Below are 13606 nucleotides of genomic sequence, written 5' to 3' on the forward strand. Positions count from 1 at the left end.
GGGCTCTCGGGCGCAGGTGGCGTGACCGCGATTGGCAACGGGATGAATGCCGGCACCGTATCGATGTGCTGCATTGCCATCTTCGGTGCGGGTTTCTGGCCAGATTCTTTGATCCAACGACGCAGCACATTGGGATTCATGCCGTGGGAGATCGCAAGGGCGGAGCACGACATGCCGAGTTGCTGACTTTGAGCGACCAAGTCGGCGCGAAATTCAGGGGAATAGGTACGATGGGTTCGTCCTTTACGGGACGGCTCTTTATTAGGGTACACGTGTCCGCATCCATGATCGTGGACACGTATGCTCTTACACGCTAATGTCGGACGCTAGATGGGATGACCGGCCGCTTACGTATCTGTTGAATGATACGTCGTTGAATCGTTCGCTGATTCACACTTACGTCGATGTGCTCGAGTTTCCCGATGGCGAGGTGGAGATCCGCGCGGCCGGATGCTCCCTGCCCTATACACGCTACGATCGGCTCGCGAACGTCGATCAGGGGGCGATCATCGACAACAAGCGGCTGGGGCACGCGTTACGCATTGCGCAAGTGATGCAGGCACAGCGCGACAATCGTCGCATCGGCACCGCCCCGTCGCGAACGCATCGAGGCGAAGCGGTCAATCCAAAACGTACACTACCGGGCCTGAAAAAGCAGCGTGCGATCACGCAAGAGGACCTCAACGAAGCCATTGAGAAGACTGCCAAAGTCTGGCAAAGCCCTGAACAGATTGTGATAAAGCAGACAGCAAAACCCAGAAAAAAAGCAGTCTATAGAAAGGTAAAACCGCACTAAGGCCCGACATTTCTATTAATTTCTAGGTACGACATTTGAATTCAGCCTAGACACTGATGTAGAAACTTTTTAGCAATGTCTGGTTTGAGCCGATTAGAGATGTCTGGTCCTGCTCCGCGGCGCATCATGTTTTTCTGCAAATGTGCGTCGGGAGCCGATGATGGACAGTTCCGCGAGGATCACAATCAGCATGAACGAACTCGAGCGCGTCAAGTTGATCCAATCGGTGATTGAGCACCGCTTGAGCGGTGTACAAGCGGCCGAACGATTGGGTTTGAGTGAGCGCCAGGTGACGCGGCTACGACGTCGCTATGAGCAGTATGGACCGGCAGGATTGATCTCCGGCAAACGTGAACGGCCGAGCAATCGTCAACTCTCACCGAATTTGCATACCCGTGCGATTGCCATCGTGCGAGAGCGGTATGCGGATTTCGGGCCGACGCTGGCATGCGAGAAGCCCAGAGAGTCGCATGGGATTATTCTGGCCAGAGACACCGTGCGCAGATGGATGTGTGATGCTGGCTTGTGGATACCACGCAAACAGCGTGCGCCGAAGGTGTATCAGCCGCGCAATCGCCGAGCGTGTTACGGCGAGCTGATCCAGATCGACGGCAGTGACCATTATTGGTTCGAGGACCGCGTGCCATCTTGCACGTTATTGGTGTTTATCGACGACGCGACGAGCAAGCTGATGACGCTGCATTTTACCGAGACCGAATCGACCTTCAGCTACTTTGAAGCGCTACAACAATATCTGGCCGCACACGGCAAACCTGTGGCGTTGTACAGCGACAAATTCAGTGTCTTTTACGTCAAGGATCGCCTCAGTACGGCGGGCAAAGGCGTGACGCAGTTCGGGCGCGCTGCTTATGAGCTCAATATCGAGACGTTTTGCGCCAATACGAGTCAGGCCAAAGGGCGTGTCGAGCGTGCCAACAAGACCTTGCAGGATCGTCTCGTGAAGGAAATGCGTTTGCGAGGCATCGACACGAAGGCGGCGGCGAACGCCTATGCGCCCTCCTTTATCGCTGACTTCAACCGGCGCTTTGCGAAGCAGCCTAGGAGCAATCACAATGCGCACAGGCCGGTTCGAGAAGACGAAGATATACGGCAAATCCTGGCGTATCGCGTGCCGCGCAAAGTCTCGAATGCACTGACGGTGCAATACGACCGCGTGATGTACTTGCTGGACGACACGGCAGATAATCGCCGTCTCATGGGGCAATATATTGAGGTGGTCGAATATCCCGATGGCGCAATCGAAGTGCAGGCCAACGGCGTGGCTTTACCGTATCGGGAATATGACCGGATCACGCGTATTGATCAAGGCGCCGAAGTCGAGAATAAGCGCTTATCGGGCGCATTAGCGGTGGCGCGCATCCTGCAAGCCCAGCGTGATGACCGACGTGCGTCGAATTCGCCTTCACGTACGCACATCGGCGAACAGGTCAACGCAAAAAAGGCGCTAGTCGGCTTAAAGAAACAACGTGCCCTGACAGTGAACGACTTCAACGCGGCGGTAGACAAAGTCACACAAAGAGCTAAAGCTGAACGGGAGGCGGCTTCGCCGCCCAACCCCCACATCATAAAAATGAACGGCAAAACCACAGCCAAACCAAAGCGAGCAACCTGACATTTCTAAAAAGCCAGGCAGGGGGTGCGGCGGATTTCTTGGACTACCGTTTCCCCCTTTTCAAGCCTATCAAGGATTCTGATCTGTGGACGGACTGAACGACACCTGCAATGTCCCGTTATATTGTCCAGGTTGTTGATCTTTTTGCTTGAAAGCTGGCGTATGTAAATGCAAGGTCCATGGCACGCATATGACCGTACCATTAATTCCAGGAAGAACGACGGGGCGAATTTGATCTCCTGGTGAAATTGTAAAATTTCGCGGTGCACCTGACGAAAACGGAATTTCTGTGCTTGATGGATCACCTGGATTTGCAGCAGAAACTTCATAATTAATCTTTGATGACTCGCTGGTTCGATTTAACATATTTTCAGCAGTGACAAAAAAACCTTTACTACTTGTGTCAGGATTTGTAACTGTCAAGGTAAACTTTTTGCTGTTACTATTATAACCGTCATAAAGACAAGATTCGATTGTCGCATCCCCGCTTTCAGTTGCCTCTGGTTTTGCAAACGGATTCGCAACCAATCGCAAATCAACGCTCGGTTTTGATCCGCTTAAATTAGGAAGATACATTTGCATATTTTTATTGTCCGTCATTTTTAAAACAAGATTCAAAGTATCCCATTGCATCCATTTGTTGCCGCTTGGGGTAACTTTGTATTGATGCAATAGTAATGACGCTCTCCAAATACCGCCGTATGGAAGTGCTGGTACTGTATCGGCCATCTCAAGATAGTATTTGGTATCACCAAGATCAGTGTTGCAATCACCCATTACATTAAACTTTGTCTTCATACCGTCCGAAGTGCATTGTTGAGATGATTGATCGGATTTATATTCACGATATGCGTTGAAATCGACTATAGCCGTCGCTCCAGAGCGTTGCTCCGTAAATTTCAGTTTTATCCGAGTCATCCCTGGTATTGGCGGTGAAACCCTCCCCCCCGGGTTTGTATCACATGCACCATTCATGGGATCAGTTTCGCTACCACATACCAGACCTGTATATCTGCTTTTGTCAATATCGCTTCCGCCATATATGACGAAATCGGTCGAAGGTGGAGACGATCGATCGAAATCAAAGGTAAAGGTGTGATGATAGGCAAAAACATTAATATTCCATAATGCCAATGTTGCCATAGAAATGTTTCTTAATATAGAAAAACATTTTTTCCTAAAATTATCAATCATTTTTTATCCTATATAGATATCATCTATGTCATTTCAATGATGGCGATAAATCTCTTTGGTTTATCGCCAATAAATTAAGCTGACATGAAAAATTGAAACGTTCGGCTTAGGTACCCGGCTGCGAGATTAGTGGTACCGCATCCTTCTTTGTCATAGCCACATCTCGCGTGATCGGAACATGATGTTCCGTGAGGAGCTTGACGACCTGTGCGTTGTGCTGAATGCTGGAAGGCAATGCCGACGGATCGACTGGCAGGCAATGCACGGTGTGTACATTGAACAATGATTGAGTCGATATCACTGATGGCATCGAACATTCGAACAAGGATTTACCAGACAGCACATCAAGCGCCGTCGGTTGCTGATGGAAGTCAGCTGCGAATGTTCCATCGCCATTCAGCTCAACAAAATCTCCACCCAAAATAATGCCATCTGAAAGGCTTCGCTTTTTATCAGTGGTTAGCCGGCCAACATAGGTGTACGTGAATTCCACCTTGGCAGGCTGGCGCCCTATGTGACCCGGCAGCATGAACCATGTCCGCTTCCCGAGACCATTCTTGACATAAGCGACGCCGCCCCCCTGCTCAGCATTAGGATCTTCGATATCAACGTCGACAGGTCGATATGCTGTTTGGGGAAGAAATACGCTCCGTCCGCTGCGTACCCCCTCTTCCGACAGTCCATCGCCGCGCACGTTGGCCACGGTTTGCGAGGAACTTGGGTCTCCTCCTTTCGCGGACACTACGACGGCCGCATCGGGTCGGTCATCCCCCGTATCGCTACCGACAAAAACACCGTCCGAAGATATACCAATCGTTCCGGCATAGGCACCAGTGAAAGCAGGAACGGAGGCGCCCATCCGAGCATCATAATGTTCGCTGACCCCAGCATCGACGGTACCATCCTGTCCTGCCAACCTGCCATGCGTACTGACGTCTATGTTGCCGTTTTGCGCAGCGTACAAACTTCCGCTTGCCGATTCGTGCATTGCTTCCTGTCGCGTAAGATCCGCAGACATGCCAACTCTGCTTTGCAATCCATCTTCCGTACTTTCAAGGTTGTACGTTAGCGCACTATCAATGCTCGTTCTATTGCCTGCACTTCCAACTTCAGCCGCATGATGCAATTGCAATGCTAGGTAAACGCCTCTGTCGGCGCGGCGATCGACTCGACGAACGTACACACTTGCATCAGCATCAATATCCATATTCCGCCAGACGAACGCATGCGATGCTGATAACTGTAGACTTGACGATTGGCTGCGTCTATGAATCCACACTTGATGCATCGAGCCTGCAGTGAAATATTGCGGACGAAGCCAATTTTCGTCCGGATCAACCATGTCATTTGAACCGGGGGCCAGATAACCATAGACCCACTCGGAACTCGAATGTGAGAGTCCGGCGCGCACCTGCCAACCAAGGAACGGGTGAGATAGCGATGCGGTCAAATAGGTATCACAGGACGATGCGCGCGACACACTACAGTCACTGGAACGCGAATCCTCCCATGACAACGATGCGGAATAAGGCCCACTCCAATTGATGCTCTCTGCATTCCCGCGCGCTCCATCACTGCCGCCGAAGATCGAAGTGCTAACGTCGAGCACACCAGCGGAAAACTGACGTTGCCAATCCAGACGGGCCTCGCCATAGATAATGTCGTTTTGGTCCTCAACTCCGAAGGTCACGCTAGTGTTACCGCTAAGAGAAAGCTTGATGCCACCCAGTACCGCTTTCCCCGCGCCGTCGTTCGCGTAATTCAAGGAACTGGATTTCCCGGCCTCGGCGAACCACTGAAAACCGCCAGGACTGTCTAGACCGCCGTCTATACGCGAAAACGGTCGGGATTCCGTGCGGACTTCGTGTCCATTTTCGACGATGCGCAGTGTCAGCAAGTATGTTCCCGGAGGAAATGCACTCGTATCAAGTTCGTGAATGCCCGATCGAAAGTAACTACTTGAAAGCAATTGCGCACCGCGATAAGCATCCACGCGCGCGTCTTGTGAAAGCAAGATAGTCACTGGTGTTCGCCGACTTTGTGCCTCGGAGCTAACATAAGCCTGCGTTGTGCCAAACCGGACGCCATCTACACGATCGAGGGGAAGCATTGAAAATGCGAACGTGCCGCCCATCGGCGTCGACAAGTCTCGTGCATCCATTCTGCCAACTTGTACATACAAGCGACGCCCAATATCATATCGATAGTAAAGATTACTAAAATCTAATTCTGTTTGTTGTCCCCAAGCATTACCGTTATATGAGAACATATAATCTGATGCAAGAAAGCTACTGGCGCTTACACCAAGTGCCGCATGTGCGTCTAAGGTAGCGCTCCGATACCCGGATGATCCGGCAATCGCTAGTGACGTTTGCTGAATAAATGCTCGCGACGTATTCACGCTGGGACTAAACCATTGTGAATGTTCTTGACCAACCGGAGCGAGTAGCGAATTCCGAATAAAAATGTCAGCCTCGGCATTTTGTTCATCATATATGACGTCAATACTTTTGCTATTAATATACCCGCAACGTTGGGTACCTGCTCCACGAATGTCACAAGCTAAATCACTATGGAGTGCCATAGGTTTTTTCAGTCGCTGAAACAGCATTGCACGCTCGTTTTCCCCTACATTTTTCTTCAAAGGCAATATCATCAAGATCTGCTCAGGGTTAGAAAATGTAATGTGATCCGTAGTAACGCGCGCGTTGAATAGCCCTAAAGACTTTCCTCCAATACGGACATCGATTTTTTCCGATTCACCGATCGTGGCGAGATTCTCAAACCCTGGTGGAACCAGGGTTGCCGGTGTCTGCGCCGCCATCACTGGCTGAATTAAACCGAAGTCAAACAATAATATTCCGGACAAGAAAATGCGAGACACCGAATTCATAAGTTAACTAGTCACAGTTGGAGTCTGCTGTTGCAGATCGATAATTACCGTACCCTTGTATGCACCTTGTGCTATGCCTTTTGACGCGGCTGGTGCAAAATTAAAATCGATTGCGGCAGTGTTTCCATTTGTAAATAGCGTATTTGCTTTAAATAAGGTTTCACTTGATTTCAGCGGAGTATTATTCATCTTTACCGTCAAAGGGATCTGGTTCGTACCGCTGAAAAGTACAGGCGTCATCGGAACCGATGCAACAATATTGTTCGTTGGTGCATTAGTGGCGAGAATCGCGTTGACATCAGCGGGTGACAGGGTGTTCGTTATAAGACTGTATTTCATCGATACATTGGGGTCGAGCGCACTTCCATCAGGCGCAGTTAATTGCAGCATAGAATCGACGTTTGCAGTAATGTTAAACTGCTGCGTTATCAATGATCCGGGAACGTCCCTACCCTTGTTCCCTGCAGCGAACGCAGGCAAACAAGTCACCATTGCCATAATTCCAATAAACGTTTTAACCTTCATGATTTTCCTTTTAACTGCTAGAGACCACAGCACGGGGATCTCGTGCCGGCTGGGGCAACATGCCCCGAGCTTCGTTATGCACCTCACCGTCAGGTGTCTTATATTCAATTCTGAATGTCTCACCTAGCTGCGCAGGCTTTGCATTGATAGGAAGTTTCTCTCCTGCATAGACGATATGTTTGACGTCCTTCCATTGGCAGCTATTTACGTCTGACGCCGATGTGCAATAGGCAACTCGTTCCACTCCCAAGTGAACATTGCCATCATTAATTAGGATTCCATTTTTCTCATCAAGAGACCATTCAGGAACCGCAACCCGAGGTTCGACTGTAATAAGTGGCGCCCAAACAATTGAAAGGCTGACTGAGGTAGAGACGCCACTCGCCGGATGACCGATAGCGGCCGTTGGCGGTGCAACCGGCTTGATGAAAACTCGGTAAAGTGTCTCTTTATCCGGCGGACCTTCCGCGATTAAGCGGATGACATGGATCTGGCGTGGCGCAAGAATAAGCCGCTGCGGCGATGCAACCAACGTCGGTTCATCAACAGGAGATACTGGTACATTTTTTTCCAGACTCGTGCCAGGATGTGACACGCGCATCACTGAAACCTCAATGTATTGAACTGCATCGGAGCGGGATAAAATCTTCAACTGCCCCAAACCGTTATCATGCGCAGAAATGGTGGACATCATTGGATATATCTCGACTGCCGCATGGACAGGTGCGAAAAAAGCGCATAGCAACACACCCGCAAGAGTGCGACAGAATTTAGTCATCGGATTTCTCTGGTAGAAAGAAAAGCATGCAATGCTCCACAAAAAGAAAGCGGATCACGCATCGGTAGAGCCCAAATAATAATTGGATTGGCCAGTCGCGCCGATGGGCCTTGGCGAAGATGAGCGTAGGCGGATGCCTAAATGCCGCCGCGGATATAGCCCATGTCTTGCATGCGAGAATTTTCGGAAATACGAGAATATTGGCTAATCCCGTTTCTTTCACATGGGCCTGGCCACAGTCCCTCACTCCTATCTGACATCAACTCTCGCATCTCACATCGCTATCACGGATAGCGTATATAAGAGAAGATTAGAAATACCTCCCTCGCGTCATTAGATGATCTACTATACCTAATATATATCACTGCAAATCTCATAGATAAAATATTAGGCTTAGATGTTTGCAATATAAAAGTTATAATAAATCAATATTTTGATAGTGTTTACTACTTATATTCCTATGATCGCTTCTTTATATACAGAGCAGCGGCTTATGAATTATTTATCAAGCATGATATCTGAAGCGTATAAACGAAACGTAATGAGAATTGCAATGACACCGCATCTAAAATTGGGAGACTTCCCACTGCTTCGCGCCGCTGCTATCGAATCACCGAGTCACGATAAATTCTGCTACCTATTACCGGAGCAACATATTTGGCTCTGACACTATCTTAGCAAAATTAATTTTTAACGCATGCATTATATGTAATACTTTAAATCCTGATTTCTTCTAATAATTTAATATAGTAAATATAAAACCTCCTATTCTCGTATTAAATTGATATTTAAAATTTCCCGTGAATTTTCTCGATATTTTTAAATCACGCAATAAATCTCTTTTACTTAAACCAAGAAATAATACGTTAATTGAAATTAAAATCTCCTTGCAATGCATGTCCATATCATGTAACGCCTATCGATTAAGAAAGCGATAATGTTTAGCATAATTAATGTCAGGCGGACTATCGAAAAAAGCAATGTTATGTAGGATAGCACTGCGATTTTTCTATTTTCTGATCGCAGAGATATATCAGTAATGCATTTCTTGTTTGGAGATATATAGTATGAAAAATTTAACCGAATTCGAAACGATTCCTGCGTTTGACCGTTCCGCTTTTCTTGATATGCTTCTCTCGAACAATAATACGACTGGTAGTGAGGCCGATTCGACAACGCCAGTCGGTCCGTTACTGCGTCACCAAAGGGATGGCATTCCACACTGGATAGAGAGAACGCTAAATAATTCAGTTGCGTTACATAAAACATCTGAGGGATCAGACGAGAGCAAAGTCTCAGGCCCTAGTGCTAGCTGGAAGTCACAGCTTTTAATGAGGGGACTTCTTTTTTCGTCTGGAAACGTCCCACAGGCAACTCATTCCACCGCGATAGCTGAAAACAGTATTTCGTCTAACGCGTCGATTGCTTATCCCTTGTTAGCTGCATCAGCTGATAACGCATTTGCGTTCAGCGAACGTACCAATAACACCTTGCTTTTGGCTGACATCGGTACCGTGGCGCGACGGGAAAAGTCAATACGCGCAGAAGATGAAGAAAACGAGGAACAAGCAACAGGACGTCATCACCACTCGCACGCATTGTCTGAACGGCAGATGGCGAGCATGCGCACGTTGATGCATCGCAATCACATCAGCAGCGGCGATCGCCCCAACGGCGATCATGCTTCGCTAATCAACGACATGGTCTCCTATATACTGCAGCATCCAGAGAACCTTGGCATCGTAGCCCATCATCTTTGCCGAGTATCTCATGATTACGGCTGCCGCCGTACAGAGCCGCTCACGATGCAGCAACAGCATGCGATCGTCGACACATGGCTGGCGCAACGCTGCTTCGGCACCACGCCGGAAGCGTTTGTTGCAAACCTGTTATCCAGCAGAACCTCGGAACGCCCTTCTCTACCTTATGTTGAAAACATACGTCATCGTCTGATCGATAAGATGCGTCCGTTCCAACTTCCATCCGATCGAATTCATCCCGGTCCGCGGGCATCCACATCAGTCCCGGCAGCATTTGATCAAGGACATGCGCGTGAAGATACCGCTGTGACGTTGCATCCAGCGCCGACAAAAACGGTGTCATCTGACGAGTGGGGTTTCATTCAAGCAGGGTTGCGCTTTGCTGCGGACAATGGACTGCAGACGTCGAGCTGGGAAACGGCACAGGCACGCGCGGTGGGAGAAGCGTTAAATGCTCTCATTCAGGAAGGCGGTGCCCCGGCCGGATGGGTCGGCTACTTTGCATTCCCCGCGCAGCTATATGCAATCCGCAACAGAGAAAATTCGTCTACCGAAGCCAACTCAAATGGAAAAGAGGAGGTATTGGCGCAAGCACTCGCTGATTTCCAGGCTGCCATATTAGCCGAATTCGAACGCAGCAACCCATTTGCCCGCTTTACCAAGGAAATGGACGGTTATCTTACTCGACCGCAACTTGCACAAGCCATCCTAGAGCAGAAATGCCCAGGGCTGGCACATCCTGAAGAATATGTATCGTTATACCTTCACGCCGACGAACATGATTGCCTGATCGTTCCCAAAGGTGCCCCGTTCACGCACCCTGATCGCAAAGAGATTCCGCTTCCCCCCATCGCTGACGCTTTCGCGGAGCAAAACAGGCGAATCGCAGCGGCTGCCGGGGAAATTGATAACCTGATGCTACCGCTGGCATTTGAAGCCCTCGGCGAAAACGAACAACGCTTTTTATCGAGCGCAGAAGTACGACAAGTTCACGCTTCTTTTAGCGCGGCGCATACGATACGGGGCACTTTGGCAGGAAGTAACCGGCTTGCTGTGGAAGCGCTGATCCGACGCTTTCCAACCGATATCGCGCTGTTTGTCGCAAACAAAAATGGAGAAGAGCGCATTTACGCCATGTCACGGAAGAACGGAAAAGCTGATGCAGCAGATGGAGATCAGGCGGGGAGCTTCGGTTATACCGTGGAACGGATAGACCGCAACGAACATTTCTATTACTGGACATACCTAGATCGTTTCGGCGAGGATATGGGTCGCGACAAGGATTATCGTCTCGAAATAAATCCTTTTGGGGAGCCGCTCAAGCACACGAACGAAGCAAACTCGGTTTTATACGATGTTATTCGTAAGAGAAACGAAGACGCTTTTCGCAATGCATTACACATTCAGGGGTTTGAGGAAACGCCAATCGAGAAGGCGAAAAAGATGCTTTGGAGCATGCTGCCATTCTATGACTGCGGCATGGGCGTGGCGCAAGGAGATCGGACTGCAGTCCTATCTTGCGTGACGGATACACTCTCACTCATACCGCTTGTGGGACAAGCGGCATCGATGACGGAGCGTTTCGGCAGTGCGATCAGCCGAGCGACCTTATCCGCCCTACGCCAAGCCTCCGCGCGTGGCGCGGTGCGCGGCGTACTTGCCAAGACTGCCGGGATGATATTCAAGCAAGCAGGACTTGCCGGTGCAAAAACGTTGACATCCAATTCCTTCGCAACCTTGGGCGTGACCGCCTTACGCACGCTGGACCCCGGCGCAGCTTTATTACACAGTGCGGGCTCAGCCTCCATGCGTCAAGCAGCCCGACTCTTCGACAAAATGGGGGATGTCTATCCAGTCGTACGCCCGATCGCGAATGCTTTGATGCATCGGTCGGACTTGCTCGACAAACCGTTACTCTCAAGTCGAAAAGCACGCCTTCATGTGCCAAAAGGCGATATCGACGTCGATGTAGAGAAAATCGATCAGCGAATGTTGGACGGAGTAATGCAGGATATATTTGTCCGCGTGAATCCAAGTACAGGCGAGCGCTTTGGCCGCAAATATTATCTTGACGCGGGTGGAACGTTAGCTCTGGTTCCTCGAACGGTACGTCAGCGCCTGCACGATCTCACCCTGCATGGTTTGAGCGGACGTGGCGGGCCGGACGCGGCCCGTAAAATGGCGCGGGAGGATCGTCTTCTGGGCCAGCAAGCCGACGCTGCCAACCATGGTGCAGGCCATGCAGCGGATGCGCAGCAGGTGCCTGACGAAGCCCGGGACGCGCCTGACAGACCTGGCGCTCGCGAATTGCCGCCAATCGTCGACGCTGATGCCCCGCATGCTTTGAATGTTGCTCGGCCATTGCGGCCTAAGCCCGAACTCATAGACCTGCCCCAGGAAATGCTGGACATGATCGTAGCCGGCGGTGAGCTTCAAGATTTGAAAAATCTATACAATACGCATCCGCGTCTACGAGACACGGTCTCTGGCGTCTTTCGCCGAGAATGGGGATCACGTCAGGAATCCGTTGCATCACAAGCCGCATTGGCAAATCGGGTCGACGACCTTCGATTTCTTGCCACGATGGGAGTGAAAATCGACGGATCGTCCATCCTGGCAACAGCGATTAACCACCGCCTGGATGAGTCGACTTACACACAGCTCTTCGATTTGATCGGAACGCTCAACGGGGACATCCTTCCGGTTGCTGGCGCACAAAATCGGGATAACAGGCAAACAGCCCTTGAAGCTGCGATCCGTGCCGGTAATGCAAACGCTGTAAGTGCCCTTCTCAGTTATCGAAGTTATGTCTTGCCGGAGCAAGGCGAAAACGGACCAGGCTTTCTGGTAATTGCAGCAGAGGCCAACCATCTCGATATCGTACGACGCTTACTGGACTCCGGAAGGGTTGACGTCAACGACGTACGAAACGGTCGCACGGCGCTGTCCGAACAGTTGTTCAACCACGACAGCAACGATCTCCCTGTCATGGAATATCTGCTTTCTCGACCGGATATCAATCTCGAAGCGCAATACATTTTTAAAGCTGAATTCCCCAAGAATCCGCGTAGGTTCTCGCTATACATCGAAGATCCACGGGTTGATGTCAATGCGCCGATGGACGCCGACCCTGCACTCTACGCAGCACATACCCCGCTCACAAAAGCGCTAGTGACCGCTCTTCGCAGTGGAGAAACATCCGACTTTTACGTACTGGTCACATCACCACGTGTCGATGTTACGAAGGCAATTCAGTGCGATGACAACGTCTGGCGTACACCGCAGGAGTTCATGGCTTACTTCGCCGAACGCAGCGGTTGGGAGGACCCAGATAACATTGGTCTTTTCGTAGATTTTCAATTATCCGATCAGATTGCTAGGCGCCGGATAGCACAAGGAAATCCGGCATGATGCCTGTCGACAACGCGCTTCCCTCTCGCTCCGCGTCCTGGCGGCAGACCAATATACATATCGCCTGCGCGCGCGGTGGTGATTCAGGTATTACGACTCAAGAGGAAATTCTTAATGTGTCGAATACGTCAGGAGAAACCAAATCTGGTGTCTGTGCAAATATCAATGCGCAATATAGTGTCAGAGATGGGCCTTCAGCCTGGACGAAAAGCACGCCTCTTACCAGTGCAATCTATTTAGCATTGCGAACAGCTTTTGTTGAAAATTTCAATGTTATCACGAGCGAAAGAGTAAGATTTGATCAGAAGGTTTGCGTTGGCAACACGACCGTCACATCGGAAGAATTTGCTGTTTTGATGGCATCTGCCCTGGGCCGAACACTCTCCGACACGGTACTTCAATATATGCTGGATGAGATGGAGGCGCACACCAGCCGTAGGATGTGGGATATGTGCAAAATTTGCTGAGCACAACCAGTAAAGAGGCCAGTTTAAACCCATCGACGCTGGCGTAACGAACGAATTTTGAGCGCTAGTGTCAATGCGTATCGTCTATAAAAGTGGTTCCTTAACACAACACGATACGCATATACAATGAAACTTGACAGCGACCTTCT

Annotated in this window: 9 protein-coding genes; 4 read left to right on the forward strand and 5 right to left on the reverse strand. The window is 50.0% G+C overall.

Going from position 1 to position 13606, the window contains the following annotated elements:
* Positions 1-272, reverse strand: a 272-nt coding sequence (locus WM40_RS30420; protein ID WP_157685956.1) for a transposase, incomplete at its 3' end; no start/stop codon positions are given.
* 101 nt (positions 273-373) lie between these two features.
* On the opposite strand from WM40_RS30420, the gene WM40_RS24525 reads away from it, so the two are divergent.
* Together WM40_RS24525 and WM40_RS24530 are read left to right on the forward strand one after the other, a co-directional pair.
* Positions 374-796 carry a hypothetical protein gene (locus WM40_RS24525; protein ID WP_157685958.1) on the forward strand — a complete coding sequence of 141 codons (423 nt, stop codon included), beginning with the start codon at positions 374-376 and terminating at the stop codon, positions 794-796.
* Between the two features lie 160 nt (positions 797-956).
* Complete coding sequence (locus WM40_RS24530) at positions 957-2429, forward strand: ISNCY family transposase (protein WP_046154275.1); 1473 nt, start codon at positions 957-959, stop codon at positions 2427-2429.
* A gap of 69 nt (positions 2430-2498) precedes the next feature.
* On the opposite strand, the gene WM40_RS29135 is transcribed toward WM40_RS24530, so the two are convergent.
* The 4 genes from WM40_RS29135 to WM40_RS30425 all read right to left on the reverse strand — a co-directional run bounded on the left by WM40_RS29135 (position 2499) and on the right by WM40_RS30425 (position 7819).
* Complete coding sequence (locus WM40_RS29135) at positions 2499-3623, reverse strand: CfaE/CblD family pilus tip adhesin (RefSeq protein ID WP_082103196.1); 1125 nt, start codon at positions 3621-3623, stop codon at positions 2499-2501.
* Between the two features lie 106 nt (positions 3624-3729).
* The gene (locus tag WM40_RS24540) at positions 3730-6516 is read right to left on the reverse strand and encodes a TcfC E-set like domain-containing protein (RefSeq protein ID WP_082103198.1); all 2787 of its coding nucleotides are present in this window, start codon (positions 6514-6516) and stop codon (positions 3730-3732) included.
* 3 nt (positions 6517-6519) lie between these two features.
* Complete coding sequence (locus WM40_RS24545) at positions 6520-7041, reverse strand: CS1 type fimbrial major subunit (protein ID WP_082103200.1); 522 nt, start codon at positions 7039-7041, stop codon at positions 6520-6522.
* Between the two features lie 10 nt (positions 7042-7051).
* A complete protein-coding gene (locus WM40_RS30425) occupies positions 7052-7819 on the reverse strand; it encodes a hypothetical protein (RefSeq protein ID WP_157685961.1) in 768 nt (255 codons plus the stop codon).
* 1067 nt (positions 7820-8886) lie between these two features.
* On the opposite strand from WM40_RS30425, the gene WM40_RS24550 reads away from it, so the two are divergent.
* Together WM40_RS24550 and WM40_RS30430 are read left to right on the forward strand one after the other, a co-directional pair.
* Complete coding sequence (locus WM40_RS24550) at positions 8887-12990, forward strand: ankyrin repeat domain-containing protein (protein ID WP_157685967.1); 4104 nt, start codon at positions 8887-8889, stop codon at positions 12988-12990.
* Positions 12987-13457, forward strand: a complete 471-nt coding sequence (locus WM40_RS30430; protein ID WP_157684966.1) for a hypothetical protein — start codon at positions 12987-12989, stop codon at positions 13455-13457. Before WM40_RS24550 ends, WM40_RS30430 begins: the two co-directional genes overlap by 4 nt.
* Positions 13458-13606: the final 149 nt, after the last annotated feature.

The sequence above is a fragment of the Robbsia andropogonis genome (assembly GCF_000970345.1).
In the GTDB taxonomy this organism is placed as follows: Bacteria; Pseudomonadota; Gammaproteobacteria; order Burkholderiales; family Burkholderiaceae; genus Robbsia; species Robbsia andropogonis.